Raw genomic sequence first — 19,018 nt, forward strand, 5'->3', positions numbered from 1 at the left:
GGACACCGGGAACACAAAGGGACACAGAGAAAAAGTTTCGCACAGGGCAAAGGAGAACAGGAGAAGAATAACGAACAAGCAACAAGGAATGAAGAAGGAAGAAGGGAGGGAATGGTCAATGCTCAACGCTCAATACTCAATTATCAATAATGAAAAAGCACTCCATTATCGGAGTGCTTTTCTTTTATAAAGTAAGATTGAGTTTTAGGAAACCTTTTCACGTTTGACTTCTCACGTTTCACGATCACTGGCCCTCCCCTTTAGGGGGCGGGGGGTATGCTGGCTCTTTCACGACAGGCTGTTTTCTGCTTGCAGCGTGTAGCGTACAGCTTGCAGCTTCCCTCACTCACCACTCACCACTAACCACTCACCTATCTACTGTCAACTGTCATCCGTTGACCGTGGGCCCTCTCTATCGGCTGTTTAGCTTATAGCGTGCAGCGTATAGCTTGCAGCTTTCTTCACTCACCACTCACCATTCACGGCTACATGCTTGACTACCGCCCAGTATTGTTGTAACTTAATAGGAGCACCTCCCTCCATACAAAACGACGCTTTATGTCTAAGTTCTTTATTCTTCTATGCACCCTGCTGCTTAGCCATGCATTTACCTATGCGCAAATGCGTACACTATCGGGCCGCGTGGTAGACACCTACGACAGGCCAGTAGCCAATGCCTCTATCAACATCAAGGGCACTACGCAGGGCACTGTGGCCGATGCCAGCGGAAAGTTTACATTGCAAGTAACGGATACCACCGTCCTGCTGGTGAGCAGCAGTGGTTATGCCACCCAGGAAATAACGGTAGGCAATCAAACTAACCTGTCTATCACTTTATCGGAGACAGCTGCCGAGCTGCAACAGGTAGTGATGGTAGGCACCCGCCGTGTAGGCCGTGTAAAAACAGAAACGCTGGCTCCTGTAGATGTGATCAGTGTGGCTGCCCCAGCGCCCACCTCGCGTGTAGATCTTACATCGATCTTAACCTATACCGCTCCCTCACTGAACTATAACAAGCAAAACGGCTCTGACGGTGCCGACCACGTCGACCTAGCCTCGCTGCGCGGTCTGGGCCCCGACCAAACCCTTGTATTGATCAATGGCAAGCGCCGCCACCAGACTTCCTTTGTCGCAGTGTTTGGCACCCGTGGGCGTGGCAACTCCGGCACCGACCTCAATACCATTCCCATTGACGCTATTGACCGCGTAGAGATCCTACGCGATGGCGCCTCTGCCCAATACGGCTCTGATGCCATAGCGGGTGTGATCAACATCATTCTAAAAAACAGTGTGAACAAGCTAACCGCCAATGTAGGCGTATCGGCTTATGACGACCCCGACTTTAACCCCGCCTTTAAAGACGGCCTGGGACATTATATATACAGCGATAAGCTGGATGGCAAGAACCTTTCTGCAGGCGTCAACTATGGATTGCCGTTAGGTAAGCAGGGTGGCTTCCTGAACTTGTCGGGCGACTACCTGACCTCTGGTAAAACCTTCCGCCAGGCACTGGATACTGTAGATCCTGTACACAATAAAGACGGCATGTTCCTCAACCCCTACCGCCGCGCTAATGGCGATGGATCACTGGATATGGCAGGTGGCGCCTTTAACCTGGAAGCTCCCTTGAACACCGCTGTACGCATCTACTCATTTGGCACCTATAACTACCGCAATTCGGATGCCTATGCCTTTACCCGCAACTGGTCGGCACGCCCGGAGCGCTTTCCTACCGATGCAGCGGGCAACTTAATTGAAGTACCCGGCATTATTTTTACCGCTGCCGATGGCGAACAGTACTTTAACCCCCATATACAAACGAAGATCTACGACGCTGCTATAGCGGCCGGTGTACGCGGCACTACCAGCAAGGGATGGAACTGGGATGTGAGTAATAACATTGGGAAAAACCGCTTTCACTTCTATGGCGACAAAACCTTTAATGCATCGCTAGGTGCTGGCCAAACCCATTTTGACGATGGCGGCTTTAGCTTTTTACAAAACACAGCCAACCTCAACCTGAGTCGTGAACTGCCAGGCGTAGCGGCCGGCATGAACCTGGCCTTTGGTGCCGAGTACCGCTACGAACGCTACACCATATTTGCCGGCGAACCCGCCTCGTACACCAACTACAACCCCGACAAGGCAACAGGGGCACAGGGATTTCCAGGCTATCAACCTTCTGACGAAGTAGAAGCAACCCGCAATAACGTGGCCGGCTATGTAGATGTGGAATTGGATGTAACACCCAAGTGGGTAGTAAGTGGTGCGGTGCGCCTGGAGAACTACAGCGACTTTGGCTTTACCGACAATTACAAGTTTGCTACTCGCTTCAAAGCTACTCCCAAGTTGAACCTGCGTGGTTCTTTCAGTACCGGCTTCAGAGCTCCTTCTTTACAGCAGATCAACTTCAGCTCCACCTTCACTACGGTACAGGGTGGCACCATTGCCGAAGTAAAAATTGCCCCCAACTATAGCTCTATAACCAAAGCGGCCGGTATTGAAGACCTGAGAGAAGAGCGTTCGGTAAACGGTAGTCTTGGCTTTGCCTACAATCCCATTCCCGGCCTCAGTATTACGCTGGATGGCTATTGGGTACGAATAAAAGACCGGGTAGTACTATCGGGTCAGTTTGATGCCACTGATCCTAATATAGATCCTGCACTGGCAGCAGAAATGGCCCGCCTTCATGTAGGCCTTGCGCAGTTCTTTGCCAATGCCGTGAACACCACCAACAAGGGCATTGACCTGGTGGCCGATTATACCCATCGCTGGTCTGTATCGCGCTTACACTTATTGTTTGCCAGCAATATTCAAGACATGAAGATTGATGAAGTGAATGTACCTCCCAAACTATCGGGCTCCACTTCCCTGCAGGAGACCTTCCTGAGCGATCGTGAACGCGCCTTTATCCTGGCCTCTGCCCCCAAGACAAAGTTTGCCTTCAATGCAGAATACGGCTGGAAGCAATGGGCCCTAGGTACGCGACTGAGTTATTTTGGCAAGGTGGAGATATTGGGTTATGGCGAAGATGGACTAGGCATTAATCCGCAAGTACCTACCGATCTAGACCCGAATGTACATGTGCCGGATGCCTACGACTATGGCGGCAAACTGGTAACGGATCTGTATGCATCTTTCACTTACAAGCATTTCACACTGCATGCTGGTGCCGACAACCTGTTTAATATTCACCCCGACCTCGGCGTAGCACCCGGTGCCAAGGGCTGGGCGTACAACAATGAACCGGCCGGCCCTTTTGATGCCGTGCAGATGGGCGGTAATGGAAGGCGATTGTTTGTACGATTGGCGTTGGCGTTTTAGTTAGTGTACTTAACTTGAATTGGCTTTATAAGTTTAAACTAACCGAGGTGTTTAATAAAGCTTATTCTTTTTCCTTGTTGGCAGGTCTATCTTTTATAAACTGCTTAAATGATTCAGTATCTCTGGCCGTAAAAGGACTACGGTCCATTACTTTTCCATATCCTTCTTTGAGCCAACGTTTGTACAAAATCTTTCCATTGTAGTACACGTACAATTCATTGTCCTTAACCACTTTGGTAATCATACAATAAATATACTTCGCCATAGCTTGTCACAAGCTTTATAGAAGCCGTATTTTAAAATACTGGTCGCTGAGAATTAATATAGAACTAAACAGAATGATCAAGCCTAAAGTAGCTAGGTTGAATCGTTTGCTGAAACCATACGAAGCAGAGGTGCGAAACAGGAGCACAAAAAGAATGGCCGTCATAATGAGTGGCAATGTAAAAGTACCTACGCCTAGTGCCTTACTGATGCGGGCTTCATCGTTCAGGTTGAGAAAGCTTATACCAGTAGCCAACAATCGTGTATAAAAGCAGGTAAACAAAAAAGCATACAGTGCCTGCGCAGGGCGGTTGTGCATGATGCCAAATACCAGGAGCGCCTCCAGCAATGTAAGCAAAGGGCCTGCAGCGCTAATGATCTGTGCATGTGCATTGGACGTACCACTTGCATCTACAGCATAAGCGGTATTGAGTGTCATAGCCATCTGATAGCCTAAGAAAGTGCCAGTAGCCCAATGGGCCAGCTCATGCAGCACCCAGGAGAGGACAACAGCTGCCAGTGTTATTAGTATATACTTTGCATTAATGCGTATAGCATTTGTTTTGGTTGTCATTTTCAAGAGTGTGATAGTATGCTACTAACATAATAAAAAAGGCTTACGCATGAAAGCGTTGCTAACTATCCTCTAGAACTTCTTGCACAAGATGATGCATTGCTAGTCGAGGCCTGCAAAGACTACTCAACCTATAGTACGCTAATCGCTGCTATTCGAAGCCTGTAAAGCCTGATTAAATTATAGGTCGCTGGCCTCAGCCTCCTGGCTGAGGCCTATTTATTTTCATTGTAGCGTCCTCGCTGCCACTGCCATACTCATCCCAGAACTTTACCTCCAGTAAGCCACAGCATTTACCATAATAATGATCACGGGCACTGCTATAGGGATAGTCTTCAGCCTTATCTACAAGACCGGCTTCTACCGGGTTGTGATGAATGTAGTTAAACTTCTGAAAGGCAAAGGCCTCGCTGTACACTTCCTTGTAATGATTGTCTTGTTGCCAGAACTGGAAAGCGGTATTGTTGCTATTATCCTTGCCAGCCTCTCTAAACAGTGGCAGCATCCATTCTTTCCTACTCTCACCAGCTTGTTGCAACGCCGTGAATAAAAGCTTGGCGGTATAGCTTTTAAAGTCGCGTAGGATATCAGAGAGATTCTGTTCTTTGGCTGCAGCCACTAAGTGTACATGATTACTCATGATGCACCAAGAATAAATAATAAGGCCTTTGTGTTGTTGGCAATAACGTAGGTTATCAACAAGCAGATCGCGATAGTGTTTGCGAGTAAACACATCGATCCAGCCTACCGTGGCAAAGGTGATAAAATACACACCAGCTTTATCGGTGATAGCGTATTTGTGGCCCATGTACTAAAGGTAAGGGATATACGCTTTTATGTAAGAGTAGGGCAGCGAGGACGCTGCTGCGTATGTAAATAGGCCTCAGCCAGGAGACTGAGGCCAGCGTACTATTATTTGGATTAGTATTATAGGCTTGGGCAAGCAGAGGGTAGGCTTATGAGGCCAGCGTAATATGCTATTTCGCTTTAATTACTCCCCAGGCAACAGCTCTGCCGCCATTACTTCTTCCTGAACCTTTCCTCCTTTTAGTGTAAGCCGGTAGGCCTTATCAGTTGCATTTTGCGCCACAACCCTTTTCAGCGTTTCGTTTTCAAAATAAAGTCCGGCTGTTTCATCTAAAGCATAGCCAGGCATTATCTTTTCCTTTTCTACCCAATCTAATAAAATGGGCCTGCGTTCTTTTTCAGTATGGTAGTGTGGACACATACTGCCTTTTAAAAAATGCAACCCTTCTACCTTGGTTAAATGTATAGGACGAGAGTCGGAAAGGCCTTCATCAAACCAACAAATGGCACCGGCACTGGGCCCGCTTAGCACAATTCCTTTTTCCCAGGCTTTTCGCAGTATATTGTCAATGCCATGCGCCTTCCATAATGTAATAGCATTAAGGGTATTGCCACCGGTTACCAAAATGGCATCCATCTGCAGTAATGTTTCTTCAAATGAAGTTTTTTGTTCCCCGCTGGTAATAAATACTTTTTGCACAAAAGGTTGGATCGGCAACAGTTTGGCTGCGGCAAACCATCTGTTAATGTGAGCTTCACTATCTCCAACAGGTGTAGGCAGGAAACATATTTTCGGATTTTGCTTACCTGTTAGTGAAGCCAGGAATTTTATAGTAGCCAAGTCATAGGCTCCTCCAGTAACAAAGAGTTTTTTCACAGGATTTTTAGCTACAGGTACAAAGGATTCCAAAGATTGAACCAAAGGGTAAGCAGCGGAAACTAAAGCCGTTTGTTTTAGAAAGCTTCGTCTTTTCATGGCTGCAAAATAAAATAGAAAAGTATCATCATTCATCCATTTACGCTAAAGCGGCCAGATGCTGGCTTTAACTATCGATGCAGCCCAACTAAAATAAAAAGTCCGGAGGTGCAAGCTCCGGACAATGGTCGTTTATGATTTGACGTTATACTACGAATAGCCAGTTGTTTAGTAAGCCAATCCGCTATTCCGAAGAACCACCTTTCCCCTCACTTATGTCGTACTTCTTTTCAAGATCAGTCACAATGGTTTTCATCTTATTGATACAAATATCATAACGCTGTATTATTTCTCATTGCTAGTCGAAGCCTGTAAACCCTAATCAAATTATAGTCCGCTGGCCTCAGCCTCCTGGCTGAGGCCATCTATATTCACTGCAGCGTCCTCGCTGCCACTGCATTATTCATCTTAGCTTGCAATTGTAGATGACTTTCATCTATATACCATATCATCAATCCGGAAACGTATCCGTATCCAGGATCTTTAAAAACTCTTGCTTCGAATGCACTTTACTTTGCCTTGTCTTATAGACATAAAAAGCTATAAATCCTGCCAGGGAAAGCCCATACACCGGCCAACTCCAAATGGACTTACCCATAAGCGTTAGCAGGCCACCTACCAACGCAAAGAGAACAGCATGTACCAATACCACTATGCCGTATGCATACACCTGCACGGCTTTATTAGAGCGCAGGTGCAGCGGCAGCTTGCGCCAGTTGTTGAATGTATCCAGGTTGGCCTTCATATAGTTGGCAAAGGCTACTGCCATATGGGGCGCATAGTGATGTTGTTCGCGTAGGTATGTTTCAAAGGAGTAGAACTTTTTAGCTGGTGTTTCTTCTACTACTGGCGCTTGCCGTTTACCCACTGCAGTAAGAAACTGGTTAAAGAGAGGAAAGGCTTCTTCTTCGCCTATTGGCGGAACTGTAAAGTCTTTTACAATAAAGCGTTCCGCGCGATAGCGCATCACTGAAGTTTCCAGGGGTACCTCGTGAAAGTTAGTACCCAGGTAGTCGGCCGATAGATCACCAAAAGTATCAAAGACAATATCGGTGTCTTCATCCAGTTGCAGCTCGCTGTTCCCCATACGCTGGATTTCACCATCCATAGAGATGCCATCTTCCCAGAGAAGCTCACCGCCGGCAAATTTTTGAAAGAAAAATACCATAGCCGTCTCGCTCAGTCCAAACACTACTAGCTCTCCCTCTTTGGATATCTGTTTCAGGCCCTGCTCCCGCTCGTAATAGGCCATATCACTAAGCACCAAGGTGCCACTGGCTGTGTGGTAAATATCTACAAAGGCATTGTCGTATTTATTGAGCGTAGCTTCCTCAAAAGTCACAGTAGTTTCATCAACCAACTCCCACCCGAGTGCTTGTTCCAATATGGCTTTGTTTGTAACTGCCGGCTTGATCAAAAAGCCGGATAAATTGTAACCCATTTGTCAATGATATTTTTTGGTGATAGCTACTACTCCCAGGGCATCCGTACACTAAATCGCAGCGCCATACAGTGTAGTAACCAAGAGGAGACTATAACTACTTTATCAAAGCATAACCAACATAAAATTGAACGCTCCTATTCTTACCTATTGATTCTTCTACATAGGGATTATAAAACTCAGGATCGTTAGAGCCTATTCTTTCATAACGAACAGAAGAAAGACTATAGCTATAACGCGCGCCCATCTCAAACCTTTTTTTAGTATAACTCAACTCACCAACAATACCATAATCCATCTTTGATAACTGCAGATCCCTTTTACCTATCTTCTTCTCATCCAGGAATTCATCTACCTGCACCAGGTACGATAAGGAGGGTCCCACACCTAAATGGATATAGTCGGAAAGCTTTGCTTTGATCAGTACAGGCAATTCCAGGTAATGAAAATTGTAACCATACCCTTTATAATAAGCCGGACCGCCTAAACTCCAGGATGATAAATGCGTAGTATCGCGTAGTCCCTTTAGTGAATAGAATAATCCTGTTTGAATGCTTAGGTTTTTGCTGACCGGCAATGCCACGCTTGCACCCGCATGATAACCGATGTGGACTACCTGGTTATCCTGACGTACGGCAACACCTTCCGGCTTGGGTCGCTGCATATGAGAGATATTGATACCCGCCCTGGCAGTAACAGTCAATTGACAAAAAGATACATTGGTAATCGTTAGCAGCAGCACTAACACAATAGGATACTTCATCTTGCAGTTTATTTTGGCGGGTCAAATATAGAAATGGAATGTGTATTGAAAATAAAAAGGCTTTACCAGCCTTAGCCAGTTAAGCGTATTGCTAATTGTCTTTTAGTAAAACTTGTACTACAGTTTGTCCACGCTTTTTTTCTTTAGCGTATGAGCGTAACTGTTCCCTTCTCCATTTTCTCGGGTTCGTTTTCCAGCTGGTATCGGCACTGCCAGATAAAGATACCAGAATCAGGTCGCTGTCCTTTTACCAGGCCATCCCAACCTTTCTCTGGGTCCTTCGTATGAAACACCACCGTTCCCCAGCGGTTATATACCGTCAGCTCAAAGCGTTTTAAAGGACCAAAGACTTTGGCTTTAAAGACATCGTTATTGCCATCATTATTCGGGGTAAAGGCACTGGGAATATAAGTACCCTTCATGCACTCTTTTGGATTAACCAGTGTCGAATCCCTTCCGGTACAGTTCTTATTGTCCTGCACCTGTAGCCAATAAAGGCCAGGCTTATCAATGCTTAAAGAAGAGGAGAGGCTGCCAGTACTCCACTGGTAGGAGCTATAGGACTTTAATGGCTTTAATGTAAGCGTACCATAAGAACAGATCAAGGTATCATTCGGAAGAAACCTTGAGGGAACAGGAAGTAAAGTAGTAATAGCAACCGTATCACTGGCCCGGCAATGATGATCATCGCTTACCAGTACAAAGTAGCGACCTAGCCCATTTACTTCAAAGGTGCGCCCAGTACTTCCATCCTGCCATAGGTAGGTTCGGAATGCGCCCGGATCCAGCGTTCGGGAACTTTCTATACAGAGCTCAGGGTTATGATCCATACGAATAACGGGTAGTGGCCATAAAGGTCGTATCGTTACTGTATCGGCAGACGTACAGCCTTCTTGCGTAACCGCTTTAATAGTTACGGTACCAGCTTGTTTGAATGTAACCTGCTGCGTGGTGGCACCATTACTCCAATTGTAGTTGGTAAAGCCGGTTCCCGCATTAAAGCTTACAGAATCTCCAATGCAAAACTGTACATCATTACCCAGGTTTATGGCAGGAGAGTAGTAAACTTTTATATGCAACGTATCATACGCAAAACACCCGGGCAACTTCTCGGCTTTTAGGTAATACGCTGTATCCGTTGTTGGGTTTACCACCACCTGTTGGCTGGCAAGGGAACTAATGTTGTAGTTATTGCTCCAGCTATAAGAAATAAAGCCATCGGGGGCCCTTAGGTGTAAGGTATCACTGTTACATTTTATACGGTCTGGCCCGGCATTAATACTCAATGAATAGGCGGAGATCAAAATACTATCCCGAAGGGTATTGCCACAGGAATCAATTACTTCCACCCAATAAAGCCCGGGATCTGTCGCTACGAAGAAGGAATCGGCAGAATTATTCTGCCAGCGGTAGGAAAGAAACTTGTTGCTGGCAGAAAGCCGGATTGTTGAATTAGGACAAAGAGATGTGTCTCTACCCAGGTTTAACGGCGCCGTTTTTGATTTAATAGTGAGTGTCAGCGAATCTTTAACAGGCGTACACCCTTTGATCAATGCGGCAATCTTATAAGTGCCAAAATCTGGAAAGCGTAAAGAAACCGTACTATCTGTTTGATTGACCAGTTGTACGCCCGCTGGCAATTGCCAGGAAGGGATTAAAGCACATTTTTTATTCTTATGAAATGTATAGGTATACACTTCATTAAAACTACAACCGCTTTTAGGTCCACTTATTTTCAAATGGCTACAGGAGTCAATAAAATCCGGGCAGGTATATCGATTGCTGAAATACATTTCGTCAATGGCAATATTTGTTGGAGCCACGGGCAACAGGTTCCAGATAGAATCGGTAGCCCAGTTGAAATCAAATCGTTGTGCGGAATAGTTGGAAAGTGAAAAAGCATCCATACGGTAATCGCACTCAAATTTGGGTAGCATGGAGTCGATCTTCATGAACTTAAAATCGCGAGAGCTGACGATGGCATCAGCCACCTTGCCGAAATCTTCGCCAACAGCACCTACCGCACCATTTTTATTAAGCGCCATATCGTTCAGGAATCCTCTGTACCAATTGGAGTATTGCATGCCCCAATACTTGGTAAGCGACGTATCAAACTTCATCAAAAAGCTATAATTGGAATAGTAGGGCTGTAGCGGAAGGGGCTCTTTCCAGAACTGGTACATAACAATCTTGCCATTCTTATCTGCTTCCGCCCGCACCATGCCCGAACCATAACCTGATTGCAATTCTACCTTGATGCCTTTTTTAAAATTACCCTGCGCATCAATAAAGTTGATACCTGCCTTACCCGAATGGTTAGAGGATACCATAACCATGTTATCATAGGTAGATGCCGATAAGAACAATAGATCACCTGCATTCCGGTAACCATACTGCCACTGGGTTTGCCCAGTCTGCGTATTTACTTGGCAAAGAAAACTGAAGAAGTTAGGGAATGTCGTGTAGGCGTGACCAGAAATATAAAGAATGTCATTAATGATGACCATACCATTGGTACGCATATAGTTGGTGGGGCTATAACCATACCGCAAATATCTCTTCCATAAGATCGTACCCTCTTTATCCATTTTAAAAATGGTACACCCGTTTTCGGGACCATCGGCCTGGGCATACAGGTATCCCTTACTATCAGAAACCATTTTCCGGACTGACACCTTATAAGGATTTTTTTCCGGGGACCAGCCTTTATTCCATAACACATCACCTTTGCGGTTGAGCCGGATTAAATTTCCCTGCATCGACACATAATAAGTGGTATCCGGTGCGGCATACACATAATCCACATCGTTAGACCAGTTCTTAATCTGACGCGTCCATTCAATACAGCCCTGCTCTGTGATCTTTACAACCAGGCCGCGATGCTCTTGATTATACTGGATCCCATAGCCCCCCATGATAAAGCCGCCATCCGGGCTATCGTCTATTGTTGTACCGGATTCATGCGTATCCACAAAGCCATAATTGGCTATCATAACGGTATCTACCGAATGAGCCGTACCCGGGCTTAGAATGTACAGAGTTTCACTGGTATCTGAGCAGGCGCCATTCGTAGCCACCAGGGAAATGTTCTGAATACCAGTCCCTACAACATAGCTCCAATCAACACCACTAAGGGCATAAAACCCGTTTATCAACCAATGAGAGGAAGTAGCATTGGTACTGGTATTGGTAAGCGAAAGAATGGAGTTTTGCGGCAATACCGTATCGCCGTAAAATGGGCCAAAGCTGGCTTTCACACCACAGTTAGGAGTAGACTGGGAAAAGGCTATAAGTCCAGAAAATAAAAAAGCAAGCGTATAAAGAAATCGAAAGCAAATAAATACAGCGGAACGAACTTTCACAAGCAGTATTAATGGTAGGCAACAAATATAGATCGTTTATCATTTATCCTAAATAACCCAAAGAGGGAACTCCAATCGAGAAAGTGAAACGAAGACATTGAATATTCGTCATTGTCAGCCCAGGCTTTTAAACACTCTTTACATTATAGTTCGCTGGCCAGTACCTATGCTGGTGCAAAGCCACCAATCGGTTAATTTAATTATACCTTTATATTCTGTACAGTATCTAGTTCTCACCTATCTAGCGGAGGTACGGACATGGAAGAAAATATTGCGATCCTAATTGCTGACCTATCAGGTTATACGGCTCTTACAGAAGCGCATGGGGCTACATCTGCAGCCGATCTTATAGACAAGTATGTAAGTATTGTAGAAGACTGTCTTATTGGTAGCAGCGTGCTAAAAGAACGTACCGGAGATGAAGTAATGATTGTTGCTGAGTGTGCAGATCATTTATTGACTACCGCCGTAATGATCATGAAAAACACGTCAAGTGAACATAACTTTCTGCAGGTTCACGGTGGCCTTCATTATGGAACGGTCTTAAAAAGAAACAATAGCTATTTCGGTTCTACCATTAATCTTACAGCAAGAATAGCAGCAGAAGCTAACCCGGGTTCTTTTTTGTGTTCAGTGGATTTTATTGAGGCGCTGAACGACAAATCTATATGCACATTTCAATCCAAAGGAGCCTACCGTTTCAAAAATGTGAATGAAGAAAAAGAAGTAGCAGAAATAGTAAATGCAGCTACCAATTTATTAGCCATTGACCCCATTTGCAAAATGCTGATACTGGACAAAACACTAGCAATACAACATCCGGAAAAAGCGGACCTGTTCTTTTGCTCACAAACCTGCCTTGATATTTTTGACAAATACCAGTCGGTAAACCCTAACATTGACAGGTAGGATTATTCTGGCTGTACTTTAATAAAAGGCCGCGTATGCTGGAGCGAGGTACTAAAGGCAAGAAACAAATGATTTTATAAGAGTAGAACAGCGATGACGCTGCAGCGTACTATAATTTGGATAGGGTTTACAGGCTTGGGCTAGCAGAGGGTGAAAGAACACAAGGCCCTTTACTTAAAACGCCAGCAGATCGTCGAGCATCCCTTTGGTACCATCAAACGCTGGTGGGTATAATTATACACTGCCCAAAGGATTGGAGTAGGTCTCGGCCGACTTGGGGCTGGCCTATCTGTGTTACAACTTAAAGCGGGTGATGAACATCCTGTCAGTAAAACGCATGCTTCGCAAACTGCAACCGGCCCTTGTGTGAAGAGAAAGAGGCCACAAAACCACTTTTACACCCTGAGCCCGCATAACACGTAGGGAAACAAAAACCACTGCAGCTAGCGGCTATAGGCAACCTAAGAGAAGAAATACTGTAAGATCCCCTTTTTGCACACCCTGACGGAGAAGGTGTTTCTGAAGCAGCGGTATTCTGTGTTCCTTCAGCCTCACCTTTGCTCTGCTGATGAATAAAGATATGGAGTTGAGCGTTTGCCGTAAAGCCGCTGTTTTAGAAACATTCTGTTAGCAGCGGTATTAGTTTCGTTTTATTTTACCGCCCTCTGTTAACAATATTTTCTCTTGTTTTGAAACTTCCAATGTAGCGTCAGGAGTATCCACAGTTCCAAGTTCATTGATAGAAACGGTGTAGGTGTAACCATCATTTTTGAAAGTTATTGTATGATTTCCACCACTGCCTTGAAATTCTAAAACTCCATTTTCTATTATTATGTCTGGTTCACTCTTTTGTTTTTTGATTTTCCATGCCGCATATCTGTAAATGCCTTCTGATTTTTCGTCAATTCTTATTTTATAATTCTTCGTAAAAAGCAAATAGAGCGGCTTTTCAAAGTTTTGCAGGGATTTAGGTAATTGGTTTTTGTCAGCCTGAATTGCATAAGCAAGTAATTGCTTTTCCTTAGGCGATTGGTAATTAACGGTCATGATTTTCCCATTATCGTCAATCCAAAGTGTTCCATTGTCTAACATAATTCCTCGCCAGCCAACTTCTGACCAATCGCTTATTTTTGATTCCGCAACACGGTCTATAAATTGTCTGTCGAAAATGTCATCAAAACGTTGTAAGAAGTCATTTTTGTCTTTTACATCTTTCAGGGGATATTCCCTCCTTAGAGGATAGTCAATTACGTCAACGATTTTTGTTTTGTTATTTGCCTTAAAGGAATTAACCAGCTTTTGAATTGATTGTATTTGTTCCTTCTTTAATTCGCTGTTTTGTCCAAGTGCAGTTATTGCAGTTATGATTAAAAGTGCTGTTACAATACAAGTTGCCTTCATAGTGATGGTCGTAAAATATTGCCGCAAACGTTTATCAGCTTTGCGAAGGTTGGACATTTCTAGTTCGTCTGCCTAACACTTGCACAAAAGCTGATTAATGATCGACAGTTTAAATTCAGTTCGCCAGCCCAACTTTTGCAAAGTTGTAGTTGGCAGCAATTTTTGATTGGTATCTAACTTATTTTATCAGCAAGTTTTGTTGATAACCCTTGTTTGATCTTTAATTGCACAATCTTATTGTCTTTAAAAATAAATTCGAGATCAATGTCTGCATCATTTGTAAAAAAAACACCTTCCCTTTCAGCTGACATTTTTATTTTGCCTTCATCGTTAATTTTCATGTATAACTTACCTGCTTCTGTAGAAATTTCAACTCTGTAATTTTCAGATACTTCAAAGATGCCGGTATAGCTTAGGAGTTTAGGCTCTTCTAACTGAATTTCTTTTTTTGGCTGAGGGATACTGTATGGTTTGTTTTGCATAGCTGCATACATGGAGTTCCCTATTTTTTCCAAGGAGTTTGAGGTAATGTTATTCAAAAGTATGATGCAGATTTTATGCTCTGGCATCATTAAAAAATAGCTGGTGGCACCTGCCACGTTTCCGCCATGATCAATGACCCTGTCTCCCTGTATCGTATCGATAAACCAGCCATATCCATAACCACCTAAAAAGGGGGTTGTAGCCTGATTGAATGTTTCTTTAGAGATGATTTTAAAATCACGTAAGCCCTTATAAAATTTTAGGAGGTCACCTGTTGTACTGTACAAAGCGCCGGATGCATAAGTCAACGTTGGATTCCAGAAGTTAATTTCTAATTGTTTTGCAGGAGAGATAAAGGAGTAACCGCTTACCTTGTTTTTATCTTTTAGTTCCCCAAAGTTAAAACCACTCTTCTGCATTTTTAGTGGCTTAAAAATATATTGGCTCAAAGCAGTTTGATAGGAAAGCCCCGTTACTTTTTCAATAATGATCCCTAACAAATCGTAACCCGAGTTCGAATAACTAAACTTACTGCCGGGCTCGAAGTCGAGCGGTTCATCTTTAAAAAAGGCCATCTTTTCCTCAGGACGGAATGCATAAGTGGTGGTTACTTGTTCCCGATATGTTGACTTTCTGAATGCCTCATAAATACCGGCGGTATGGGTAAGCAGATGTTTTATTAATATTTCATTTCCTTTTGGATAATCGGGTATATACTTGTTAACTGGATCGTTTACAGATAGTTTTTTTTCTTCAGCAAGTTTTAAAATTAGTAAAGCAGTAAAGGGTTTAGTTAATGAACCAATTGGGAATACACTATTCTTAGTATTCAGGCTTTTTATGGCTGCATTTTGATAACCAAAGCTTTTTTCATAAACTTTTTCTCCATCCTTTATGACCAATGCTGACCCATTAAATTTATGAATGGCAACATACGCGTTAAGTAAACTATCAATTTTTGAGTGGTTACTTTGTGCCTTTACGGAAAGACTGATTAATAAATATGAAAGAATTGTTAGTAGAGGTTTTCTCATAAAAGCATATTGTTTGGATTTTAAAATTTCTGCTAACGGAACAGGTATTTGTGAAGTGGCTGTAGTCGGAGTTACAGGTGCTTCATTGTACCGATACCGTTGCTTGTTGTTTTGTAGGTGAAAGGTAGTGCTGAACCAGCCATTTTACAAATATGAGTGTTGTACGTAGTTATTCCCATCTGTACTCGTACCTGCCTGCCAATCTGCCAAGGTCATAGTATTCCATTTTTATCTTTTGCCCCTTATCGTTATAAAAATACTTTTCCCAATACCAAAAGTAGTTGGAGGCATTTGTACCACCACGAGAGCCTTGTCCTTTCCATTTGCGTTCAGTAATGTTGCCGTCAGCATCCCGCACCAGCACCTCATGAAATACCGTATCCCCATGCTGGTTAAAGTTAATACGTCCAATCAGGCGTTGGCTTGGGTCATAGCGAAAGGTATTAATAGCGATGAGTTGGTTATTTAAATACTGCCTGACACTGTCCTTCTGTCCCCCTTTGGTATAGCTATAGTGCTCAAAGTCTTTGCGGCCTGTATAAAGCAGCGTAAGCACAGTTAAGCGACCTTCACGGTTATATTCATAACGTTCATGTGGATTGCCGTTAACGGCTGTTTCCTGAAGTCTTTCACCGTTATAGCTATAGGTTCTAACACTCTTTTCAGTAGGAGTCTGCTGAAAAGCGCCTCTATCCTGTGTTTCTTCTTTGACTAACCGTTTGTCTTCATAGAAAAGCTGGGTAGTGGAAAGCAGTAGCCCCCATTTTTCTTGTGGATATTCAGCAGGTGAGGCGTAGACTTCTTGGTAGATAAGATTGCTATCGGTGTTATAATGTTCCACGCTTATTTTATACGCTTTAGCCGTCGGGTTTTCTATAGAGTCAATAAGGGTATAATAAACATTAAGACCAATATGCTTGTGGTTTTCTTGGCCGCTACAGCTGTTAACAGTAAGGCAGATGAGCGGCAGGAAAATGGCAGTCAGTAGGGTCTTCATAATTACGTACAACGTAGAAGGTATTGCTGGCAGTACAGGTAGTCTGTGATACGGGAGCTTAACCTTTCTCAGTTGTTGATTATTATTTATAGTTGAAGATAGTACTTCGCCTGTGTTGCAGCAATATTGTGTGCTTGTTGCACAACTCAGCCTCCTAAAGCCACTGTAAAAGTGGTAAATTAAACCATGCAAGGAAAGAAACCTTTTCAAGACAAGCGCCTTGCTTCCTTCCGCCTCTCGGAGCGGGTGCCGCGTGACAACTTCTACCGCCGCTTAAAAGCAATCATGGATGTGGAGTGGCTCTATGAAGCCACCCAAAAGTACTATGGCCGTGAGGGCCACAAATCGCTGGACCCGGTGGTGTTCTTCAAACTCATTTTAATTGGTTATCTCGAGAACCTCTTAAGCGATCGAAGAATCATCCAGACCGTCAGCCTGCGCCTGGATCTTTTGTACTTTATCGGTTACTCCCTGGACGAACCGCTGCCCTGGCATTCTACCATCAGCCGCACGCGTCAACTTCTGGGTGAAGAGGTCTTTAAAGAACTCTTCAAACGGGTCTTACGCCAGTGTGTGCAACAAGGCATGGTGAAGGGCAAACGCCAGGCCCTGGACTCGGTGCATGTCAAAGCCAATGCGTCGATGGACTCCTTAAAAGAAAAAGAAATTGTGCAGGACGGGGAAGCCTATGCAGGTGAACTCGGTGAAGATGCAGAGGACGAAGAGCAAACAGAAAAGCAAACCGTCTCCGTCTTCAAACACCAGCAAGTGCAGTGGCATCACGGCTGGAAGCGGAAGGCCTACAAAGGGCGGCCCAGTGGTGGATGGCGGGCTCGCTTTGTCTCCAACCACACCCACTACAGCACTACCGATGGGGATGCCCGTGTGGCCGTCAAACCCGGCAAGCCCCGCCAGTTAAACTATTTGGGGCAACTCAGTGTCGATACCGCCCATCACGTTATTACTTGTATACAGGCCGACTATGCCAGTAAAAAAGACTCGCAGTGTTTGCCCTCATTACTCCGGCATACCATTGACAATGTAAAGGCGGTAGGCTTAAAAGTAAAAGAAGTACTCTGCGATGCGGGCTACTCCTCTTCGGAGGCCCTAAAAGCACTGAAGCAGTACCGTGTCACCGGCTATATCCCCAACTTTGGGCAATATAAACCCACCCGGGAAGGCTTCCGCTATTTTGCCGGCGGGGATTATTACCAATGCTCCCGGGGAGTAAGGCTTCCTTTTAAACGCATCAAGGACTCTCATGATGGCACGTACCAGATGCGGGTCTACAGAAGCAGTTCTTTGGATTGCAGGAACTGCCCTTTGAGAAAAACCTGTATTGGTAAAAGTGATTTTAAAAAGATTGAAGACACTGTAGACAAACCCCTCTATGATGAGATGCATCTCCGGCTACAAACCCGCAAAGCCAAACGTATGAAACGGCTTAGGCAAGCCACCGTCGAACCGGTGATTGGTACCCTGGTGAACTTTTTAGGGATGCGACGAGTGAACACAAGAGGCATCCAGCTGGCCAACAAGTGTTTGCTGATGGCCGCCGTGTGTTATAATTTGAAAAGACTCCTAAAATGGATGGGGGAAGCCGAAGGCAAAGGCGAAAAAACGCTTGGCCAGCTACTGGTTATGCTGTACTGGCTACCGGTTCTCTACAGCCGAAGAGGAGAGCAAATACAAACCAGCTTAAGCTACGCTTGCTAAAATCAAAAAACCACATACAAATACTGTTTTAGTTCCGAGTTGTGCAACAGCCACTCTTGTTAGCGGCATGGCTTCAGTAGTTAAATCTTTTCTCCCATTTTCCCGTACTACTATTATAAGAAACTGTATTAACATTCATTACACCTTCAGTATATGCCAAATTGAAAGCTTGCCTCATTGAATCTACAGAGTAGTAGACATCATTGTCGACCCTAACACTGATACTATCTAAGGTTAATGGATATAAACCATGCTTTGCTTTGTAGTTTTCAATTTGCGAGATGGCTTCTGACAGTGCTTTCTTTTTATCGGTCTTTTTATTGCAGCCAATGATAACTCCTGAAGTAAGGATAATCAAACAGGCTATCCAAATCTGTAAGTAGTGACTTTTTCTTTTTGCTCCCATCAAACTTGCTATAAGTGAACTTTGAGATGCTTGCCGCTAACGGAACTGGTATTGCTGCCAGTGGTGGCCGTTCGTGTTCCATCAGTTAAGTTAAAGATATTGTGTTGTTTAGATATTCTGTAGATGGTTGCTGTTATGTTGCCACCATTGCGGCAATATTAATGTTGTACGCTGCTAATTATGCGCTCCAAGCTTCTTCAAATTCTTGTTGGTCAATCTTGAACTCACTAAATCCATCTAAGTCCAAAGCTGCTTGTGAAAGGCCTCCATACTCGTCTTCAATATGGACGGAGTCATATTTTAGTTTCCGTCCGTTAGAATACACTTCTATTTGCCTAAGAACATCGCCATTTATGTCTGTCTCAAAATAATAGGTAGAAGTTCCCCATGAATCTGTCAGAGGGTCACCAGTTGTCTCGTCCCAAAAACGTTTAAAATATTGTGTCATTTGCTGTTGCGTACAACGACCAGAGCTTGCTGCTGTGCTGGTATTTTATAATTGTCAGCCTGGCAACTGAAGCCGATTAGAAAACCAATGTACAAAATATATTCTGTTGCCCA

15 protein-coding genes are annotated in these 19,018 nt (G+C 44.1%); 3 read left to right on the forward strand and 12 right to left on the reverse strand.

The features are described from left to right. Positions 1–558: 558 nt before the first annotated feature. Positions 559–3,324, forward strand: coding sequence for a TonB-dependent receptor (locus SY85_RS13070; protein WP_066405178.1), 2,766 nt, complete (start codon positions 559–561; stop codon positions 3,322–3,324). A 61-nt stretch (positions 3,325–3,385) separates the two neighbouring features. On the opposite strand, the gene SY85_RS13075 is transcribed toward SY85_RS13070, so the two are convergent. The 7 genes from SY85_RS13075 to SY85_RS13105 all read right to left on the reverse strand — a co-directional run bounded on the left by SY85_RS13075 (position 3,386) and on the right by SY85_RS13105 (position 11,511). Then, entirely contained in the window at positions 3,386–3,589 is a 204-nt protein-coding gene (locus SY85_RS13075) for a hypothetical protein (RefSeq protein WP_148661183.1), read from the reverse strand. A 15-nt stretch (positions 3,590–3,604) separates the two neighbouring features. Continuing rightward, positions 3,605–4,162: a hypothetical protein gene (locus SY85_RS13080; RefSeq protein ID WP_066405182.1), complete on the reverse strand. Its 558-nt coding sequence runs from the start codon at positions 4,160–4,162 to the stop codon at positions 3,605–3,607. Positions 4,163–4,358: 196 nt separating this feature from the next. Further along, a complete protein-coding gene (locus SY85_RS13085) occupies positions 4,359–4,970 on the reverse strand; it encodes an REP-associated tyrosine transposase (RefSeq protein ID WP_066405184.1) in 612 nt (203 codons plus the stop codon). A 183-nt stretch (positions 4,971–5,153) separates the two neighbouring features. After that, positions 5,154–5,945, reverse strand: coding sequence for a Type 1 glutamine amidotransferase-like domain-containing protein (locus tag SY85_RS13090; protein WP_082886722.1), 792 nt, complete (start codon positions 5,943–5,945; stop codon positions 5,154–5,156). Between the two features lie 451 nt (positions 5,946–6,396). Then, positions 6,397–7,386 carry a hypothetical protein gene (locus SY85_RS13095; RefSeq protein ID WP_066405185.1) on the reverse strand — a complete coding sequence of 330 codons (990 nt, stop codon included), beginning with the start codon at positions 7,384–7,386 and terminating at the stop codon, positions 6,397–6,399. 97 nt (positions 7,387–7,483) lie between these two features. Then, complete coding sequence (locus SY85_RS13100; RefSeq protein WP_066405186.1) at positions 7,484–8,149, reverse strand: porin family protein; 666 nt, start codon at positions 8,147–8,149, stop codon at positions 7,484–7,486. Between the two features lie 143 nt (positions 8,150–8,292). Further along, positions 8,293–11,511 carry a gliding motility-associated C-terminal domain-containing protein gene (locus SY85_RS13105; protein WP_066405187.1) on the reverse strand — a complete coding sequence of 1,073 codons (3,219 nt, stop codon included), beginning with the start codon at positions 11,509–11,511 and terminating at the stop codon, positions 8,293–8,295. Between the two features lie 258 nt (positions 11,512–11,769). On the opposite strand from SY85_RS13105, the gene SY85_RS13110 reads away from it, so the two are divergent. Beyond that, complete coding sequence (locus tag SY85_RS13110; protein ID WP_066405189.1) at positions 11,770–12,420, forward strand: adenylate/guanylate cyclase domain-containing protein; 651 nt, start codon at positions 11,770–11,772, stop codon at positions 12,418–12,420. Between the two features lie 639 nt (positions 12,421–13,059). On the opposite strand, the gene SY85_RS13115 is transcribed toward SY85_RS13110, so the two are convergent. The 3 genes from SY85_RS13115 to SY85_RS13125 form a co-directional block, all read right to left on the reverse strand. After that, a complete protein-coding gene (locus SY85_RS13115; RefSeq protein WP_148661184.1) occupies positions 13,060–13,878 on the reverse strand; it encodes a hypothetical protein in 819 nt (272 codons plus the stop codon). A gap of 116 nt (positions 13,879–13,994) precedes the next feature. Then, entirely contained in the window at positions 13,995–15,338 is a 1,344-nt protein-coding gene (locus SY85_RS13120) for a serine hydrolase domain-containing protein (RefSeq protein WP_066405193.1), read from the reverse strand. Positions 15,339–15,507: 169 nt separating this feature from the next. After that, the gene (locus SY85_RS13125; protein WP_066405195.1) at positions 15,508–16,335 is read right to left on the reverse strand and encodes a hypothetical protein; all 828 of its coding nucleotides are present in this window, start codon (positions 16,333–16,335) and stop codon (positions 15,508–15,510) included. Between the two features lie 186 nt (positions 16,336–16,521). On the opposite strand from SY85_RS13125, the gene SY85_RS13130 reads away from it, so the two are divergent. Then, positions 16,522–18,051: an IS1182 family transposase gene (locus SY85_RS13130; RefSeq protein WP_066402099.1), complete on the forward strand. Its 1,530-nt coding sequence runs from the start codon at positions 16,522–16,524 to the stop codon at positions 18,049–18,051. A 317-nt stretch (positions 18,052–18,368) separates the two neighbouring features. Here SY85_RS13130 and SY85_RS25650 read toward each other — a convergent pair whose 3' ends face one another. Further along, complete coding sequence (locus tag SY85_RS25650) at positions 18,369–18,539, reverse strand: hypothetical protein (RefSeq protein WP_158512969.1); 171 nt, start codon at positions 18,537–18,539, stop codon at positions 18,369–18,371. 96 nt (positions 18,540–18,635) lie between these two features. Beyond that, the gene (locus tag SY85_RS13140) at positions 18,636–18,905 is read right to left on the reverse strand and encodes a hypothetical protein (protein WP_066405197.1); all 270 of its coding nucleotides are present in this window, start codon (positions 18,903–18,905) and stop codon (positions 18,636–18,638) included. Positions 18,906–19,018: the final 113 nt, after the last annotated feature.

The sequence above is a fragment of the Flavisolibacter tropicus genome (assembly GCF_001644645.1).
GTDB lineage: Bacteria > Bacteroidota > Bacteroidia > Chitinophagales > Chitinophagaceae > Flavisolibacter > Flavisolibacter tropicus.